Below are 15,098 nucleotides of genomic sequence, written 5' to 3'. Positions count from 1 at the left end.
ATGGTGAGGTGATGCCCATCAATCGAATGATTTCGCGTTTGGTTCCTCACGGCCAATCCTGCGCTTTCTCCTCCGCCGCTTCCGACCTACAATCCCGCCAAACACAATATCGGGAGGACTGCCTGTGACCGAGGGGCCGCTGTTCCACGACATCATCCGCCGCCGCCGCAGCGTGCGGAAGTTCGAATCCGGCCGCAGCGTCGGGCGCGATGTGCTGGAGCGGATCGTCGATTGCGGCCGCTGGGCGCCGTCAGGGGCGAACGTCCAGTGCTGGGACGTCATCGTCGTCGATGATCCCGCCATGCGCGAAAAAGTGCTCGCAGTGTTCCTGCGCCAGGCGCAGCGGCTGGTCGATCACGCCAAGGGCTTTCCGGCGGTGAAGAAGACCTATCTCGCCAACACGGTCGCGATCATCCTGGTGCTCGGTGATCCCCGCTGGAAGGTCTGCTTTCCGCAGGCGACCTCGCCCGAATTCGATGCCGAGTATCGCGTCAACAACGAGGCGATCTTCTACTGCTCGCTCGGCGCGGCCATCCAGAACATCCAGCTCGGCGTCACCGCGGAAGGGCTGACCTCGGCCTGGCTCTCCGGCGGCGGCGAGGTCGAAACCAATCGCGAGCTCGCGGACCTGCTGGGCTATCCCGAATGGATGACCGCCTATGGCACCATCCCGATCGGCTATCCCGCCGTCGACCAGGACAGCCGCTACCGCCGGCCGCTCGGCCAGCTCCTGCACTGGAACGGCTACCAGATGCCGCAATATCGCAGGCATGCCCAGGTCGATTTCTACGAGAGCACGCTGCGCCCCTTCGCGATGTATCGCGACCTGGAATCCATGGACGCCTGGCCGGACCGCGACGAGATGCTGGGCGAATGGACCGACGCCTTCACCGGTCCCGTCAGCAACCCCGCGCAGCCCATCGAAAGCGAAGCCGACTTTTCCCATCCGCGGGTGATCGGCCAAGCCACCAAGCGGCGTCGAAGCTGAAGGGTCTGGGCCCACTGCATGTCACGGGCGAAAGCGAAAACCTTCGCGGTCCCCGACCTCACCCTGTCGTCCAACGCCGGGTGACGGCCGCGACCCGCAACGCGTTGGTGGTTGGGTAGAGGGTAGCAAAACCTGACGCTTCGACTGTCGATGGGTTTCGTTAAGCTCTCCCCGTCCTACGAACTACGATCGGCCAGACTCTTCCTTGGCCCTCAGTTCTCGAATATCCGCCAAGGCCTCCAGCGCGATTTCGCAAGTTCTGTCGATGAATTCCTCGCCTCGCGGCGTCGCGTTGATCACGCTTCTCATCTCCGCCTGATACTGGACCTTGGCAAGATTCAATCGGTTCAGCGCGGAAGACACGACATGATCGGTGATGGCCGGACAACGCGCGATTTCGCCCAGCGCAGAACGATCGTAAAGATGGATCGCGGCGAGATCGAAGGCGTCGCGCGGCGTGTATGTGGACGCGCGATAGACCAGTTTCTTGGTTGCGATTTCCGCAGACCGCTCCGCTGCAATGGAACGCTCGCCAAACGTCAGTTCGTAGGTCGGATCGTTGGTGTACGAGGGCGCATTGAGAAAGTCGATTTCACCGAGATCGCGCAGGATGAGCTTCAGATACTTGCCCGGCCATTGCCAGCTGTCGCAAAGCGCCTTCGTCACCGGATTCATATTCGGCGCGAGGTTTTTCAGGGCGGTGCTCGAATCCAGAAAATATCGACGTCGTAGCTGATGCGATGATTCAGGATCTGCGCCAGCGCGGTGCCGCCGCCAAACGTCCATGCTCCGGCGCCCCCTTCAAGACTATCGAGCGCGACCAGCGCCTTCTGCAGGAGATCTTCCCACTTCGAAGCACGCCATCTCCCTGACCCATCTTTCATTGTCGGACTCCGTGACCTGCCAGGCATCGATTGCCTTCGATAATTCGTGGAACGTCACGATATGATCGACAACGAGATTGTGGATGACGGATACGTCGACCTCGTCGAACAACGCTTGCACATACACGCGCCATTTTTGTTCGGAGATGTCTCCCTTCAGGCAGGCCAGCAGAGTGCCCTCGTCGATGCTGTCAGGCATCGGCGTGTTAATCGTCGTCACCGCTGCCGTCAGGTTCTCAAACGCATCTTTCGACATTCGAGCAGTATGAGGCCATTCGGAGAAAGCCTCAACCGGCGCACGCGCTTCCATTTGAACAGGGCTTTACGCGAATAGGATATTGTAAACATTCACTTTTTGGCCCCGCAAGTCTCCGATGCACCTTGCCGCTGCGCTTCGGCGAGATAACCGCACCCCCGGGATCGCGGCCATCCTGCCTCACGGATTGACCCGCTTGCTCACGCCGCCTTCGCCTGCTCCGGCGCGGCCGTCTCCATCGCGCGCATGTAGAGGTCGAGTAGGCCTTCGCGCTCGTCGCGCTCGTTCTTGTCTTCCTTGCGCAGCTTGATGATCTCCCTGAGGATCCGCACATCGAAGCCGTCGTTCTTGGCTTCCGCGAAAACTTCCTTCTTCTGCTCGCTCAACTCCTGCATTTCGGTGTCGAGGTTCTCGATCCGCTCGACGAAGGAACGGATCTTGCCGCCGGGAATGGTGATGTCGGACATGGTGCCTCTTTGCTGACTGAGGTCGTGAAAATGACCGCAAAGACATGACCAATGTATTAACCGCGCGGATGCGCATGGCGCGCCGACATGCAAGAGCGCGACGTTGGAACTTGAAGTGAAGCGCCCCTGCTCCCGCGCCCGGATTTGACAGTGCACCAGATTATACGCTGCCGTCCTCCCATTCCGCTTTTCGTATGGCTGCTGCTGCCACAACGCTGTCAGCACGACTGGGGCACCAAGCAGGGAGAGAGATCGCTACGACCGAAGGAAAAAATTGTGAAATTCACATCCACCCGTCTCGTCGCCTCGGACATCAAAAGGATGGTGGCCTTCTACGAGCTGGTGACCGGCTGCCGCGCGGATTGGCTTGCTCCCGTCTTCGCCGAGATCGTCACGCCAGGCGCAACTTTGGCAATCGGGAGCGTGGAGACGGTAGCCATCTTCAAGGAGGGCAGTGCGGAGCCCGGCGCCAACAGAACCGCCATCCTCGAGTTCATGGTGTCAGACGTCGATGCGGAATTCGCACGGCTCGAAGGCCAGGTCGAGGTGGTGCATGAGCCCAAGGACTTGCCGTGGGGAAATCGCACGGTCCAGTTCTCCGACCCCGAGGGCACCCGCGTCGCCCTTTACACGCCAATGACCGAGGCGGCCAGACGACGCCTGGGTGATCGTTGATGGGCCGGCGCAGCCTGCCAAGGATCGCTCCCCGCATGACGATCGAATGCCTCTTTCGACATCCCCGCGCTATGGGCCATTCGGAGAAAGCCTCAACCGGCGCCCTCGCCTCCTGGTGAACCCGGGATATGGACTATGGGCCCGGTCACCACCAATACGGCCAGCGCCATCCCTGATAGCGCACATACGACGGCACCAGCGGCGGGCCGTAGGGATCGACGCGGTCGTCTTCGGGGCGATAGCGATAGCGTGGAATGACGTTGTAATCCCACGGCGTCGCCCTCAGCACCGGAACGTCCAGCCGCAGCCGGGGTTCGGGAGCGACGTCACGAACCACCTGCGCCCGCCGCGTCCGGGCTTCGGCATCCGTCGTTCCGAGGTTGCACAGCAACAGCACCGTTCCGATCGCGCCCACGATTGTCTTGATTTTCATGCGTTGGTCTCCTTGGCCTGAGAGTGCAAAAGGTCCCGAAGCAAGGCAAGTAAATTCACGCGCGGCCGAGACCCGACGCCACGCCAAGCCGTAGGAACTTCCGTGCGATCATCCGATTATCCGGACATGCGCATGTCCCTCATCCTCCTCATCCTCTGCAGTCTCGCGCTCGGCGCGGCTGCCTTTCTCTTCGTGCCGACACGACAAGCCGATGCCGAGCGGACGGTGACGACCGAGCAGGCCGCGGCAGACGCCGGTGCGACGGTGCTGCCCACCGATCCCAGGCTTCGCGTCGAGCCGAAATAGCCGACATGACCGAGGACGAGCGCTACATGCGCGAAGCGCTGCGCGTCGCGCGCGCCAAGGGCACCGATCCCTCCCTCAGCCCGATCGGCTGTGTCATCGTCCTCGACGGCCGGCTGCTGGCCGCGAGCTGCAACAAGGTCGCCGAGCATCACGATGCCGTCGCCCATGCCGAAATCGAGGCGATCAGGGCCGCCGGCGCCGGGTTCGAGAATGGCGAGATCCGCGGCGCCACGCTGTACACGACACTGCAGCCCTGCGGCATGTGCACGATGGCCTCGATCTGGTCGAAGGTTTCGCGCATCGTCTACGGCGCCGGCCGCGACGACGTCCACAGGATGTATTTCGAAGCCCGGCACATCGACACCCTCGACTTCGTCAGCAAGGCCTACCGCGACGACCTCAGCATCGAAGGCAGCGTCCTCCGCGACGACTGCGCGCGCCTCTACTACCGGCCCTGGGACAAGGTGCCGGAGAGCGAGCAGGGCAATATCTGACGGCAAAACGGCGTCACATCCGCCCGCCCCTACAGCCATCCGTTCCGCTTGAAGCGCAGATAAAGCACGCCGCAGATGCTGGCGATCGCGGCGAGCACTGCGTAGTAGCCGTATTCCCATTTCAGCTCGGGCATGTGCTCGAAATTCATGCCGTAGATGCCGGCGACCGCGGTCGGCACCGCGAGGATCGCGGCCCAGGCGGCGAGCTGGCGCGCGATGTCGGTCTGCTGCGCCTGCCCGGCCATCATGTTGGCCTCGAACACGAAGGCCAGCACTTCGCGCAGGGCGTCGATGTCCTCCTCGGCGCGCTTGGCATGATCAAGCACGTCGCGGAACAGCGGCTTCATCTCCTCGTCCATCGCGATCAGATTGGCATGGCCCAGCCGCTTGCAGACGTCGACGACGGGGCCGACGGCGCGGCGCAGCCGCAACAGGTCGCGCCGCAGCCGGTACAGGCGATCGAAATCGCGCCGATGCAGCGATGTGTGCAGCACCTGCTCTTCCAGCGCCTCGACCTCGGCCTGGATGGTCTCGGTAACGGGCCGGTAGTTGTCGACGATGAAATCGAGCACGGCATAAAGGATGTAGTCTTCCCCCTGCGTCAGCGCCGACGGGCAGGATTCGCAGCGATCCCGCACCGCCTTGTAGGAGGTCGAGGCGCCGTGGCGCACGGTCACCACATAGCCCTTGCCGACGAAGATGTGCGTCTCGCCGAAGGCGATATGTCCGCACTCGCCGGAGGCGATGTGCCCGCTCGCGCTGGAGGCGATGGGCTCGCCCTCCAGTTGCGCGGTACGGGCCACGACGAACAACGCATCGCCGTATTGCTCGACCTTGGGCTGCTGATGCGCGTTCGAGGCATCCTCGATCGCGAGCGGATGCAAATCGAGCTGCGCGGCGACGCGCTGCAGCAGTTCGAGGCCGGGCTCGTGCAGGCCGATCCAGACCACGTGGCCCTGCTTTTTGGCCCATTCGCCCGCCTCCTCGATGGCGATGTCGCAGATCCGGCGTCCGCCGGCATAGACGCTCGCGGCGACGACGCCGGCCTCGCCGGCCGGCGGCGCGCTCTGGACCGGCGCGGGGGCCTGAACGAGCACCGGAGTCCCGATGCGCCTTTGCTCGATGTGCCTTTGACGGGCTCGATTACGCGCCACCGTCGCCTCCCTCGATGTCGACATCGGAGATCAACGGCCATGCGACGATTGCGGTTCCGAACGTGATCGGAGGACCGCGAGGCCCCGCGCGCATATTTTGATGGGATTCCAACATCTGCCCAGGGGCGGCTGCGTCGCCCGGATGGAGCGCAGCACGATCCGGGATATTGCCCCAAGCCACGCTGCCCCGGATTTCGCTGCGCTCCATCCGGGCTGCGAGCCCTCAGCCCCCACCATGGCATCATGCCCCTGTTTTGCCCGACGGGTCAAGTTTTTATTCGGTAATCCCGAAGCGTTGAAATCGCTAGCGGTTTCTACTGTGCATGGGGTTGTTTTTGCACTTTTTTGTCGGACGGCCCTCAATCGCCCTTCAGGCTCAGGATGTAGCTCGAGAGCGCATCGGCCTGCTGCGGCGAGATCACCAGGTTCGGCATGGTCTGGTGGCTGGTCTTCCAGAACACTTTCAGCGACAGCGCAGTGGTGCCGTTGCGGTCGGCGATGGCCTGGAAGCTCGGGGCGCGGTCGAACCATCCGGCCATGTCAGGCTCGACGGCGTGACAGGTCTGGCACCAGGCCTGCGCGAGGCGATGACCCTCCGCGGCGGTGTTGGAGGCACCCGCGGCGGTGTGAACAACGCTGATGAGAAACAGCACCGACAATCCGATCAGGACGGCAAGGCCGAGATAGATTCGAACGCTGCGCGACATCACCCCGCCCTCGCCTTCGCTTCGCTGGCCTGATAAGCGTAAGGCCGCGCACCCCGGCCAGGATTGATCTGCATCAAGCGACCGGCGCGACGCGCGTAGGACAAGGCGCGCAGCCAGCAGCGGCGCGCCATCTCGCGGAAGGATCGTCATGACCGAGAATCGATATTACGGCGTCCGCGTCGAGGGCGCGAAATACGGCGTCGGATTCGGCTCGGCGCTCGCCATCGCGATCTCCTACACCAACAACCATTCGATCCTGTGGGCGATCATCCACGGCATCCTGGGCTGGCTCTACGTGATCTTCGCCGCGCTGTTTCGATGACGCCTCGCCCGCGTCCAGCCCGACGCGGCCCCCTCTTTTCCTTGTTGACTTCCGAAAGACTGGAACTGCCATGACCGACGCCACCAAGTGCCCGAAATGCAATTCGGAGCATGCCTATCAGGATCGCGATCTCTGGATCTGCCCGGAATGCGCCCATGAATGGAGCGCCGCGGGCGATGCGGCGGCGGAAGCCACGCAAGAGGCCGGCGTGCGCGATGCCCATGGCAATGTGCTGACCGATGGCGACAGCGTCATCGTGATGAAGGACCTCAAGGTCAAGGGCTCCTCCTCGGTCGTCAAGGGCGGCACCAAGGTCCGCAACATCCGCCTCCAGGACGCCACCGACGGCCACAACATCGCCTGCAAGATCGACGGCATCGGCGCGATGAACCTGAAATCGGAGTTCGTGAAGAAGGCCTGAGGCGCGCTGCAGCTTGCCACTGCGCGACTGAACTTTTTCGACGCTCGGCCGTTCTCCCTGCAACAGAGGATGGCGAGAATGTTCGATTTGCGGATTGTGGCGATCGCGGCGAGTTTTATCCTGGCGTCCATCGCGGTCGCAGCCGCGGAACGTGCGCCGGATCAATCGGCGCAACCTGTGCGGACGGAGAGTGCCGACCAGGCCCGCCCCATCCGGGTCATTCTGCCGGCCCCCTGGCAAGCCGCCAGCCCGTCGGCCACCTCGCAGGCCGAGCTTCGCAAATAGACGGCAAGTCGACGGACGGCATTATCCGGCGCTGGCGTCATCGAGCAAGGCAAGCGCACGCGGCACCTGATCGCGATCCTCCACCAGCACATATTCCTGCCGCGCCAGGCTGGCGCCGCTCGCGACCACGACCGCTTTTTTCGGGCACAGGCCAAAGCAGCCTGTCATCACCAGCTTGGCCGGCTTTGTTCCGTCGCGCCGTGCCGCCTTCAACTCCGACTTCAGCGCCCGCCTGACATCGCGCCCCTCGTCGCTGCGCTTGAGGCATTTGCGGCAGACGAGGACGGGCGCCGCGCGGCGCGGGCGCACGACCATCGGCGAAGGGGATGTGCAGGGCTTTTCGGACATGGCAGACCTTGTGGAGGACTGCAGGTCATATAGGGATGCAACATCGCTTTCGCTGCACGCGGGTGGCCATCAGCGTTGCCGTTGCGCCAGATAAAACCCGCACAGCACCGTCACCAGGCCCGCCGCCTGCAACGCCGTCGGCGGCTCGCCGAGCAGCAGCCAGCCGGTGAGCAGCGTCAGCGCCGGCACGCAGGCCGGGAACACCGCCGCGCGGGCGACGCCGAGGCGCTGGACCGAGACCACGAACAGATAGAGCGCGGCGGGACCTGCGAGCACGCCCTGCGCCAGCGCCTGGACGGCGTTCTCACTGAGGCCGATCGCGGCGATGCGGGCGGGTCCGCCCGTGAGCAGGTAGATCGGCAGCAACAGAAGCGACAGCACGTTGATGACCAGCGCGGCCGATACCGCGGAGACACGCCAGTGCCGCAGCAGCGTGCCGAAGCCGGCGAACATGAATCCGGTGATCACGAAGATCAGATCGCCCAGCACGCCGTCGGCGCCGATATGGCCGATGGACTCGGCGCCGATCACCCCGAGGCCGCCGACGATGACGATGGCGCCGGCAAGGCGCGAGGGCGAGATCCTCTCCTTCAGGAACATCGCGGCAAGGAACAATCCGCCGAGCGTCGCGGACGACGGCTGGATCACGCTGCCATGACCGAGCGGCACGAACAGGAAGCCGGTATAGGAGATCAGCGACATCACGGGGCCGCCGAGCACCATCAGCAGGAGGCCTCTGCCCCAGCCGATGCCGCAGAGATCTGAGATTTCGGCGCGCAGCACCAGCGGTAGGAACACGATGCCTGACCAGACAAAGCGGTGCATCAGCAGATCGGTCGGCGTGAAGCCAACCTTGAGGCCATGCCGGGTGCCGGCAAAGCCCAGTGCCCAGAACAATGCAGCCGACAGCCCGCACACGACGCCAAGCAGCGCCGGTGCCGTCTCGTTGTTCTCCGTGAGAGCGTCAGCGCCGCTCGTCCGCTGATCCATGGATCAAGCGTTACGGCAGCAAGGCTTCCGGCTCAACCCACGCGCCTGCAAGGCTGGCACGCAAAGGCTGGCACGCGAAGGCAGCCACGCGAAGGCCTGCACGCGGCGGTCGTGTTGAAGGTGTGCACGGAGGAAGCGAGCAAACGCTCAGAAGAATCCGGGGCTGAGATCGAGCCCATAGGTCAGGCTCAGCACGAACACGAACAGCGCGGCGCCGGCGAACAGCGCCAGGTGCCTGACGATGACTTCACGGAGCGAGGTGGTTGCAACAACGACTTTTTGCGCAACAGGCATGACGGCCTCCATTGTGAAAACGATTCTTGGCCGCCAATCAGCGGCGCCCGCATCAGGCGCCGCGATCTGCAAAGCAACTATTAAAGAGATCACACTGGTCTTGAACCGCCGTACACAATGGCGACTCCAGGCTGATCTTTTTCAGCACCGGCTTATCGATGCGCGCACCGGCAACAAAAAACCGCGCTCCCCGAAGGGAACGCGGCCTGATATGGAAACGGCGCCTTCTAAAAACCCGAATCCTGAGGTAGGCACGATAAGCTTGCATCGTGCCTGCCGCCGGACGCTTGGGTTTAGCGGGCGGAGCCCGTGGTGACCGTCGCGGTCTTCAGCTTGCGCGGCGCAAGAACGCTGGCCTGCAGCGCCGTGACACTGGCGGCGGGCGCCGTCACCTGCTGATCGACACCGTTGGCACCGAGCACGCGGACCTGCAGGGGCGAAGCTGTGATGCCGTTGGCCTCATAGGCCGGCAGCTCGGCGGCGAAGGTGGCAGTCGTGCCCGCGATGACCACCGCGGCGGCTGCAATCGAAAGGATCTTCTTGTTCATTGGTGATGCTCCAAAGGAATAGCTCGGAGCAAATGTAATCCTGATTTGCTGCATTGCGACATGCATTGCTGCATCGCAACAACGCGTCCCGCGCATGGGGTAATCGTTAACTTTCACAACGAGTTGCGCGGGAGCGTGTCCGGCCAGTCGCGCCCCAAGCGGGCGAGCCGAGCCGCCCTACTTCAGCGCTGTCGCCAGCGCTTGCAGCTTGGCGACGAGACCTGTGCCAAGCGCATAGATCACTTCGATGATCGCAAGCGCGATCGCCGCTGCGATCAAGCCGTATTCGATCGCGGTGGCGCCGGATTCATCGGCGGCAAATTCGGCCAACAGGCATTTCAATTTCACAATCCGTGTCCTTCCCAACGCAACCGGACGTTGCCGGCGCACGAGAAATGCCACGTCACAATCCAAGATTGAGTCAATTCGGATCGCTCAATTTGACGACAATCAGCACCGTTTCTGCAGGTCTTCCGGGCCCCTGGAGCGCCACGGAACCGCTTGGAACTCACGTTGCAGATGCGCAACACCTAGGCGAAAAGCCCGGTCTCGGCGAATTGCGCCATTGCGCCGCCACACCATCCTCCGAACAATTGACGTACCGCGTGCCTGGCTGTGCAAATCTGTTCCGACAACGAAGGTTCGACAGAACCTTCTGGAGGCAGGGATCATGAACGATCGGCGGTCTCTTCTGGTGGCAGTCTCGTGCCCTTCGGCCGTCATGGCCGGCTGGCTGGCTCTCTCTCTGTCTGCCTACGCACCCGCCCTCATCGAGAACAGCGGCGCCAATGCGGCGGCTGTCTCCCGCGCGAAAGACGTCAGCCGGCTCGATCTCGCCGACGTCCCTCGCGCTGCGACGATCGAGGATGGCGTCGCGTTGACCGCCGACATCGCGGCCGCTGTCGCAGCGACGCCCGTAGCTACGCCTGTCTTGGCGATCACCGAGGCCGCACCGCTCGACGCGCCCGCTCCCGCAATCAAGCTCGCCTCGGCCGATCCGGCATTGGTCCTGCCGATGGAAGCACCGCCCGCACCGCAGATTTTGCCGGACCTTGCCCCCGTCGTCGCCGAAACGGCGCCGGCGCAGGAGCCCGCGATCAAGCTCGCATCCGCCGATCCCACCGAGATCGTGACGACCGACGCGCTGTCGGCGGCAGCGATCGCGACGAGTCCTGCGCCCGCCGCGAGCAAGGCATCGCCGCCCGCCGACACCGTCGCCGTGCTCGACGAATGCTTCGTCATGGACGCCTGCATCGACCGCTATCTCTGGGCGCTCTATCAGCGCACCCCCAAGGAAGACTCGGTCAAGGTCGAGGAGCGCCGCGCCGTCACCGTCAAGCGCAAGGGCAAGATGGTCACGGTGATGCGCAGCTTCACCAAACTCGTCGACGAGGATTTCGGCTGGAAGGATCCGAAGGCGGCCGAGCACGCCGGCATGTCGATGATGGATTACGTGATCGGCGGCATGGACAAGAGCTTCAAGCGCAAGCTGTTCCGCACGCTGCTCGCGGCTGAGGCCGCCGGCCTCTCGCCGGGCATCACCAGCGCGTTCCGCGACGACTATCGTCAGTCGATCGCGAGCGGCCTGAAGGCGGCCTCGGACCGTTCCTATCACGGCGGCAGCACGCGCGGCGGCTACGGCCACGGCATGGCGGCCGACATCGTCAGCACCCAGGGCAGCAACCGCGCCCAACGCTGGGTTTCGACCGAAATCCTGTGGAAGTGGGTCGACGCCAACGGCAAGGCGCTCGGCATCGGCCGGCCCTATCTCGGCCGCGATCCGCCGCATGTCGGCCCCGTCGACGGTCTGGAATACATCTCCAAGCGTGGCTCCGCGGATCGCAAGGAAGCCGCCAACAGCAAGCCGAAGAAGGTGCGGGCGGTGGCCAGCGCCAGAGCACCGAAGGCGCAAGCCGCCCGCGAGCAGAAGGTTTTGGCCAAGCCGCAAAAGTCGGCGCAATCGGCCGCCAAGCGCGCGACCTGAGCGGTTACGGCTGCCGCCCCGGCGTCGGCAGCGGCACCAGGCGCATCTCGGCGGTGCCGGCTTCCTGCGTGCGCACCAGCACCGCAAAGACGGTCTCGACCGCAAGCCGCACTGCCGCCTCCATCGCCCTGCCCTTGGCCAGGTGCGCCGCGATCAGGCCGGTCAGCAGGTCGCCGGTGCCTGAGGGACGGATCGGCAGGCGCGGCGTCGCAAAGCGCGACAATTGCCCGTCCGCGCACAGGATCGTCTCCACCTGTCCGGCTGGTGTGTCCGCAAGCGTGCAGCCGGTGGCGACGACGTCGATGCGGCGCTGGCCCCCAAGCGCCGCGCACGCCGCGCGCAAGCCTTGCGCGTCCGAGATGGTGGTGCCCGAGAGCAGCTCGAGCTCGAACTGGTTCGGTGTGATCAGATTTGCTGCCGGCAGCAGCCGATGGCGGAGCACGTCCAGAATGCCGTCGGCAACATAGACGCGGCCGTCGTCGCCGATCACGGGGTCGCAGACATAGACCAGCTTCGAATTGCGCGTCAGCGCCCGCTCGGCGAAATCGGCGATCGCCGCGGCGTTGCCGGGCGAACCGAGATAGCCGGTGACGAGCACCGCGGCCTCGTCGACGAGCTCGCGCTCCTCCACGCCTCTCAAGAGATCGGCGACGAGCTCGGTCTCCAGCACACGTCCACGCAAGGTCGGATAGCGCGGATGGTTCGACAGCAGCGTCGTCGGCACCGCCGCGACGTTCACGCCTTCCGCCTGCATCGCATAGGCGGCGGCGCTGTTGCCGACATGGCCGTGAACGACCTGGCTTTGAATGGAGATGACGAGCATGCAGAGGTCCGTAGGATCAATCACGATGCGAGGCAAGCGTCGCCCGGATCACGAAAAATCGTATCCAAGCTCCGGCCGTAGCGCCTGCATCTTCCGCGCCAGCCGCCGGTGCCCGCTCTCCTCCGACTGCGCCAGACGGCCCGCTACCGCGATATGGTCCGCATCGCTCTTGTGCTGATTGAGCTTGGCCTGCCCCTCGACTTGATCCACCACGAGATCGACGACGCGGATCGCAGCCAGCATGCTCTCGCGTTTGCCCGGCTCCATCTGTGCGAGATCCCAGGGCTGTTTCGCCAGCCGCCCCTCGGACACCGCGAGCAGGGCATCGCCATGGCCGCGGTTCTCGTCGAGCTCACGTAAATGCGCCACCCCGGACAGGTGCACGGCCTCATACAGCCAGGTCGAGACGTTGTCCCTCGACGAATACCAGTCATTGGAAATATAGGCATCGTCCCCGGCAACGATCAGCAGGAAGCGCCGCGTGCCGTCCGCGAGCGGAACGAGCGGATTCTTCGCCGTGAAGTGGATCTGGACGATTGTCCGCCCGTCGCGTTGATCCAGCACGAACGGCACATGCGAGGCGCGCGGCCCGCGCTCGTCGGCCGCCACGATCATGCCGAAGCCGCATTGCCTGGCAAACTCCAGCGCATGCCGCTCCTCGATGCGAAACTGCGGGCGAAGGACATGCATGGCGCGGCACTCGAGCTGGATAAAGGACGATTCCAAGCTACCCCATCATCGGGCAAAATCCGAAACGATATTGGGCCGCAAACGCAGATGTCAGGAATGATCTCGACGACGCGCAAGCTCGCCGAGATAGGCGCAGAACATGTCGGCAAGCGCGTCGGCATGACGCACGATCTCCATATCGCTGCGCGGCTTCTCTGAGAACCGCTTGCCGACCTCGCTCAATGTCGTCTTGATCAATTCGCCGGCGAGCTCTCGCGTCGCATCCGGGGCTTTGGGCAGCGCCTCCCGCATGAAGGCCGCAACGATGCCCTCGCCGGCCGACCGCGCGTCCTGCGCCTCGGGCGCATCGCGATAGAGTGGCGCGGCGTCATCCAGCGCGCCACGGATCACAGCCTCCTCGCATTCGGACCGAATGAACGCATGGACAAGCGCGCGCAGCCGCTCCAGCGGCGGCTTTACCCGGTCCGCAAGAATGTCGCGCAACAGCTCGCTCGTGCGCCGCCACTCGTCGCTCTGGAGGCGGAACAGGATCGCGGCCTTGTTCGGAAAATATTGGTAGAGCGATCCCACGCTCACACCAGCCCGCTCGGCCACCCGCGCCGTGGTGAAACGCTGTGCGCCCTCCTTCTCCAGGACCTGAACAGCGGCATCCAAAATGGCCGCCACCAGGCCGCTGGAACGTGCCTGCTGCGGCTGTTTTCGTGAGGAAACTGAACGGCTTCGGCGGTCGGCCATGGCGCCCCGGTGCAACGCGAATAGCGAATGCGACGAAATAGTCGTATTTCGGTCTCCACGCAAGCACGCGCTTTGCGGCGAACTCTGGAGACACGAAATGACCAGCCCAACGATCACCTTGCTAGCGCCCTTGCTGGATCGCCTGTTCGACCAGGACGAAGCAGCACGCGGCGCAACGCGAGCTGCCTTTGCCGACGTGACCGACGCCGACCGCGTGCGGATGATGCGGAGCAAGACCGATTACCGCAACCTCTATGGACGGCTGAAGGACGCTCCGCTCGCGGTATCCCGCGAGACCGGCGCGCTGCTTTACATGCTCGCGCGCAGCTCCCGCGCCAAAGCGATCGTCGAGTTCGGTACCTCGTTCGGAATCTCGACCCTGCATCTTGCCGCAGGCTTGCGCGACAATGGCGGCGGGCGTCTCATCACCAGCGAGTTCGAGCCGTCCAAGGCGGCACGTGCGAGGGAGAATCTCTCGGCCGGCGGGCTGCTCGATCTCGTCGAGATCCGCGAGGGCGACGCGCTGAAGACGCTCAGCGCTGATCTGCCCGATACGATCGATCTCGTGCTGCTCGACGGGGCCAAGGCGCTCTACCCTGATATCTTGAATCTCGTCGAAGGCCATCTCGGGCCGGGCGCGATCATCGTCGCCGACAACGCAGACGACAGCCCCGATTATCTCGCGCGGGTGCGCGCACCGGGAAGCGGCTACATGTCCACGCCGTTCGCCGAGGATGTCGAACTCTCGGTGCGGATCAACTGACGCCGCACGAACCGTTGCCCCCGGGAGCCGCCGCGTGGCGGCTCCATAGGGTATTCCGCCCCTGTCGCAGGCTCGTCACTCACCCGTGATATCTCCTCCCACCAGCGGCCATGTTTGAGTCCCAACCTACCTACCGTGGTATCTTTCACGTGCGGCATCCCGGCTTGCCATGACGTCCGCCTTCAACGCCTATGCAGCGCTCGCCATCGCCATCGTCCTCGAGGTGACGGCATCCGCCTTTCTCCAGCAATCCGCTCAGTTCACCCGGCCCTGGCCGACGCTGGCGATGGTGCTGTTCTATGTCGCCTCGTTCTATGCGCTGTCGGTCGCGATCCGGGTCATCCCGCTGAGCATCGCCTATGCGATCTGGGGCGGGGTCGGCATCATCCTGACCGCCACAGTCTCCTTCGTGGTGTTCCGCCAGATGCTGGATGCCGCAGCCTTCGTTGGTATCACCCTGATCGTATCGGGAGTCGTGATCATCAAGCTGTTTTCGGAGACAACGGTGCATTGACGCCGGACAGCGCCGAC

At 64.1% G+C, this 15,098-nt stretch carries 24 protein-coding genes; 10 read left to right on the top strand and 14 right to left on the bottom strand.

Annotated features, from left to right (window positions below; translation table 11 throughout):
* The first annotated feature begins 124 nt into the window (after window positions 1–124).
* Window positions 125–988 (top strand): nitroreductase family protein, encoded by an 864-nt coding sequence (locus ACQ86E_RS29555; RefSeq protein ID WP_431202977.1) that lies wholly within the window; start codon window positions 125–127, stop codon window positions 986–988.
* Between the two features lie 183 nt (window positions 989–1,171).
* On the opposite strand, the gene ACQ86E_RS29550 is transcribed toward ACQ86E_RS29555, so the two are convergent.
* The 3 genes from ACQ86E_RS29550 to ACQ86E_RS29540 form a co-directional block, all read right to left on the bottom strand.
* A complete protein-coding gene (locus ACQ86E_RS29550) occupies window positions 1,172–1,774 on the bottom strand; it encodes a hypothetical protein (protein WP_431202976.1) in 603 nt (200 codons plus the stop codon).
* Window positions 1,775–1,795: 21 nt separating this feature from the next.
* The gene (locus ACQ86E_RS29545) at window positions 1,796–2,182 is read right to left on the bottom strand and encodes a hypothetical protein (RefSeq protein ID WP_431202975.1); all 387 of its coding nucleotides are present in this window, start codon (window positions 2,180–2,182) and stop codon (window positions 1,796–1,798) included.
* A gap of 146 nt (window positions 2,183–2,328) precedes the next feature.
* Window positions 2,329–2,595, bottom strand: coding sequence for a DUF2312 domain-containing protein (locus ACQ86E_RS29540; RefSeq protein WP_431202974.1), 267 nt, complete (start codon window positions 2,593–2,595; stop codon window positions 2,329–2,331).
* Window positions 2,596–2,871: 276 nt separating this feature from the next.
* On the opposite strand from ACQ86E_RS29540, the gene ACQ86E_RS29535 reads away from it, so the two are divergent.
* Window positions 2,872–3,270 carry a VOC family protein gene (locus tag ACQ86E_RS29535; protein ID WP_431202973.1) on the top strand — a complete coding sequence of 133 codons (399 nt, stop codon included), beginning with the start codon at window positions 2,872–2,874 and terminating at the stop codon, window positions 3,268–3,270.
* Window positions 3,271–3,415: 145 nt separating this feature from the next.
* Here the strand turns inward: ACQ86E_RS29535 and ACQ86E_RS29530 are convergent, their stop codons facing one another.
* Window positions 3,416–3,703, bottom strand: coding sequence for a hypothetical protein (locus tag ACQ86E_RS29530; RefSeq protein WP_431202972.1), 288 nt, complete (start codon window positions 3,701–3,703; stop codon window positions 3,416–3,418).
* A 132-nt stretch (window positions 3,704–3,835) separates the two neighbouring features.
* Here ACQ86E_RS29530 and ACQ86E_RS29525 point away from each other — a divergent pair, with 132 nt between their 5' ends.
* On the top strand, window positions 3,836–4,009 hold the full coding sequence (locus ACQ86E_RS29525) for a hypothetical protein (protein WP_431202971.1): 174 nt from the start codon (window positions 3,836–3,838) through the stop codon (window positions 4,007–4,009).
* Window positions 4,010–4,014: 5 nt separating this feature from the next.
* Window positions 4,015–4,503, top strand: coding sequence for a nucleoside deaminase (locus ACQ86E_RS29520; protein ID WP_431202970.1), 489 nt, complete (start codon window positions 4,015–4,017; stop codon window positions 4,501–4,503).
* A gap of 29 nt (window positions 4,504–4,532) precedes the next feature.
* On the opposite strand, the gene ACQ86E_RS29515 is transcribed toward ACQ86E_RS29520, so the two are convergent.
* Both ACQ86E_RS29515 and ACQ86E_RS29510 read right to left on the bottom strand, forming a co-directional pair.
* Window positions 4,533–5,657: a magnesium and cobalt transport protein CorA gene (locus tag ACQ86E_RS29515; protein WP_431202969.1), complete on the bottom strand. Its 1,125-nt coding sequence runs from the start codon at window positions 5,655–5,657 to the stop codon at window positions 4,533–4,535.
* Between the two features lie 359 nt (window positions 5,658–6,016).
* Complete coding sequence (locus ACQ86E_RS29510; RefSeq protein ID WP_431202968.1) at window positions 6,017–6,364, bottom strand: c-type cytochrome; 348 nt, start codon at window positions 6,362–6,364, stop codon at window positions 6,017–6,019.
* 148 nt (window positions 6,365–6,512) lie between these two features.
* Between ACQ86E_RS29510 and ACQ86E_RS29505 the strand changes: the two genes are divergently transcribed.
* The 3 genes from ACQ86E_RS29505 (at window position 6,513) to ACQ86E_RS29495 (ending at window position 7,392) form a co-directional block, all read left to right on the top strand.
* Window positions 6,513–6,686 carry a hypothetical protein gene (locus tag ACQ86E_RS29505; protein WP_431202967.1) on the top strand — a complete coding sequence of 58 codons (174 nt, stop codon included), beginning with the start codon at window positions 6,513–6,515 and terminating at the stop codon, window positions 6,684–6,686.
* A 70-nt stretch (window positions 6,687–6,756) separates the two neighbouring features.
* On the top strand, window positions 6,757–7,107 hold the full coding sequence (locus ACQ86E_RS29500; protein ID WP_015686505.1) for a zinc ribbon domain-containing protein YjdM: 351 nt from the start codon (window positions 6,757–6,759) through the stop codon (window positions 7,105–7,107).
* Between the two features lie 78 nt (window positions 7,108–7,185).
* On the top strand, window positions 7,186–7,392 hold the full coding sequence (locus ACQ86E_RS29495; RefSeq protein WP_431202966.1) for a hypothetical protein: 207 nt from the start codon (window positions 7,186–7,188) through the stop codon (window positions 7,390–7,392).
* A gap of 21 nt (window positions 7,393–7,413) precedes the next feature.
* Here ACQ86E_RS29495 and ACQ86E_RS29490 read toward each other — a convergent pair whose 3' ends face one another.
* The 5 genes from ACQ86E_RS29490 to ACQ86E_RS29470 form a co-directional block, all read right to left on the bottom strand.
* Window positions 7,414–7,740: a hypothetical protein gene (locus tag ACQ86E_RS29490; RefSeq protein WP_431202965.1), complete on the bottom strand. Its 327-nt coding sequence runs from the start codon at window positions 7,738–7,740 to the stop codon at window positions 7,414–7,416.
* Window positions 7,741–7,809: 69 nt separating this feature from the next.
* Window positions 7,810–8,730, bottom strand: coding sequence for a DMT family transporter (locus ACQ86E_RS29485; protein WP_431202964.1), 921 nt, complete (start codon window positions 8,728–8,730; stop codon window positions 7,810–7,812).
* 147 nt (window positions 8,731–8,877) lie between these two features.
* Window positions 8,878–9,024 carry a hypothetical protein gene (locus ACQ86E_RS29480; protein WP_167527453.1) on the bottom strand — a complete coding sequence of 49 codons (147 nt, stop codon included), beginning with the start codon at window positions 9,022–9,024 and terminating at the stop codon, window positions 8,878–8,880.
* 293 nt (window positions 9,025–9,317) lie between these two features.
* Window positions 9,318–9,572 (bottom strand): hypothetical protein, encoded by a 255-nt coding sequence (locus ACQ86E_RS29475; RefSeq protein WP_431202963.1) that lies wholly within the window; start codon window positions 9,570–9,572, stop codon window positions 9,318–9,320.
* Between the two features lie 177 nt (window positions 9,573–9,749).
* Window positions 9,750–9,914, bottom strand: coding sequence for a Flp family type IVb pilin (locus ACQ86E_RS29470; RefSeq protein WP_431206592.1), 165 nt, complete (start codon window positions 9,912–9,914; stop codon window positions 9,750–9,752).
* Window positions 9,915–10,242: 328 nt separating this feature from the next.
* On the opposite strand from ACQ86E_RS29470, the gene ACQ86E_RS29465 reads away from it, so the two are divergent.
* Complete coding sequence (locus tag ACQ86E_RS29465) at window positions 10,243–11,556, top strand: hypothetical protein (protein WP_431202962.1); 1,314 nt, start codon at window positions 10,243–10,245, stop codon at window positions 11,554–11,556.
* A 4-nt stretch (window positions 11,557–11,560) separates the two neighbouring features.
* On the opposite strand, the gene pdxY is transcribed toward ACQ86E_RS29465, so the two are convergent.
* The 3 genes from pdxY to ACQ86E_RS29450 form a co-directional block, all read right to left on the bottom strand.
* A complete protein-coding gene (gene pdxY, locus ACQ86E_RS29460; RefSeq protein WP_431202961.1) occupies window positions 11,561–12,379 on the bottom strand; it encodes a pyridoxal kinase in 819 nt (272 codons plus the stop codon).
* A 48-nt stretch (window positions 12,380–12,427) separates the two neighbouring features.
* Complete coding sequence (locus ACQ86E_RS29455) at window positions 12,428–13,069, bottom strand: FMN-binding negative transcriptional regulator (protein WP_431202960.1); 642 nt, start codon at window positions 13,067–13,069, stop codon at window positions 12,428–12,430.
* A gap of 90 nt (window positions 13,070–13,159) precedes the next feature.
* A complete protein-coding gene (locus tag ACQ86E_RS29450; protein WP_431202959.1) occupies window positions 13,160–13,804 on the bottom strand; it encodes a TetR family transcriptional regulator in 645 nt (214 codons plus the stop codon).
* A gap of 97 nt (window positions 13,805–13,901) precedes the next feature.
* Here ACQ86E_RS29450 and ACQ86E_RS29445 point away from each other — a divergent pair, with 97 nt between their 5' ends.
* Both ACQ86E_RS29445 and ACQ86E_RS29440 read left to right on the top strand, forming a co-directional pair.
* A complete protein-coding gene (locus ACQ86E_RS29445; RefSeq protein WP_431202958.1) occupies window positions 13,902–14,567 on the top strand; it encodes an O-methyltransferase in 666 nt (221 codons plus the stop codon).
* 169 nt (window positions 14,568–14,736) lie between these two features.
* On the top strand, window positions 14,737–15,081 hold the full coding sequence (locus tag ACQ86E_RS29440) for a DMT family transporter (RefSeq protein WP_431202957.1): 345 nt from the start codon (window positions 14,737–14,739) through the stop codon (window positions 15,079–15,081).
* Window positions 15,082–15,098 lie beyond the last annotated feature (17 nt).

Origin of the sequence: Bradyrhizobium betae (genome assembly GCF_050632175.1) — a bacterium.
Classification (GTDB): Bacteria; Pseudomonadota; Alphaproteobacteria; order Rhizobiales; family Xanthobacteraceae; genus Bradyrhizobium; species Bradyrhizobium betae_B.
The sequence above is the reverse complement of the archived record's forward strand: the minus strand, read 5'-3'. Positions and strand labels throughout refer to the sequence as shown.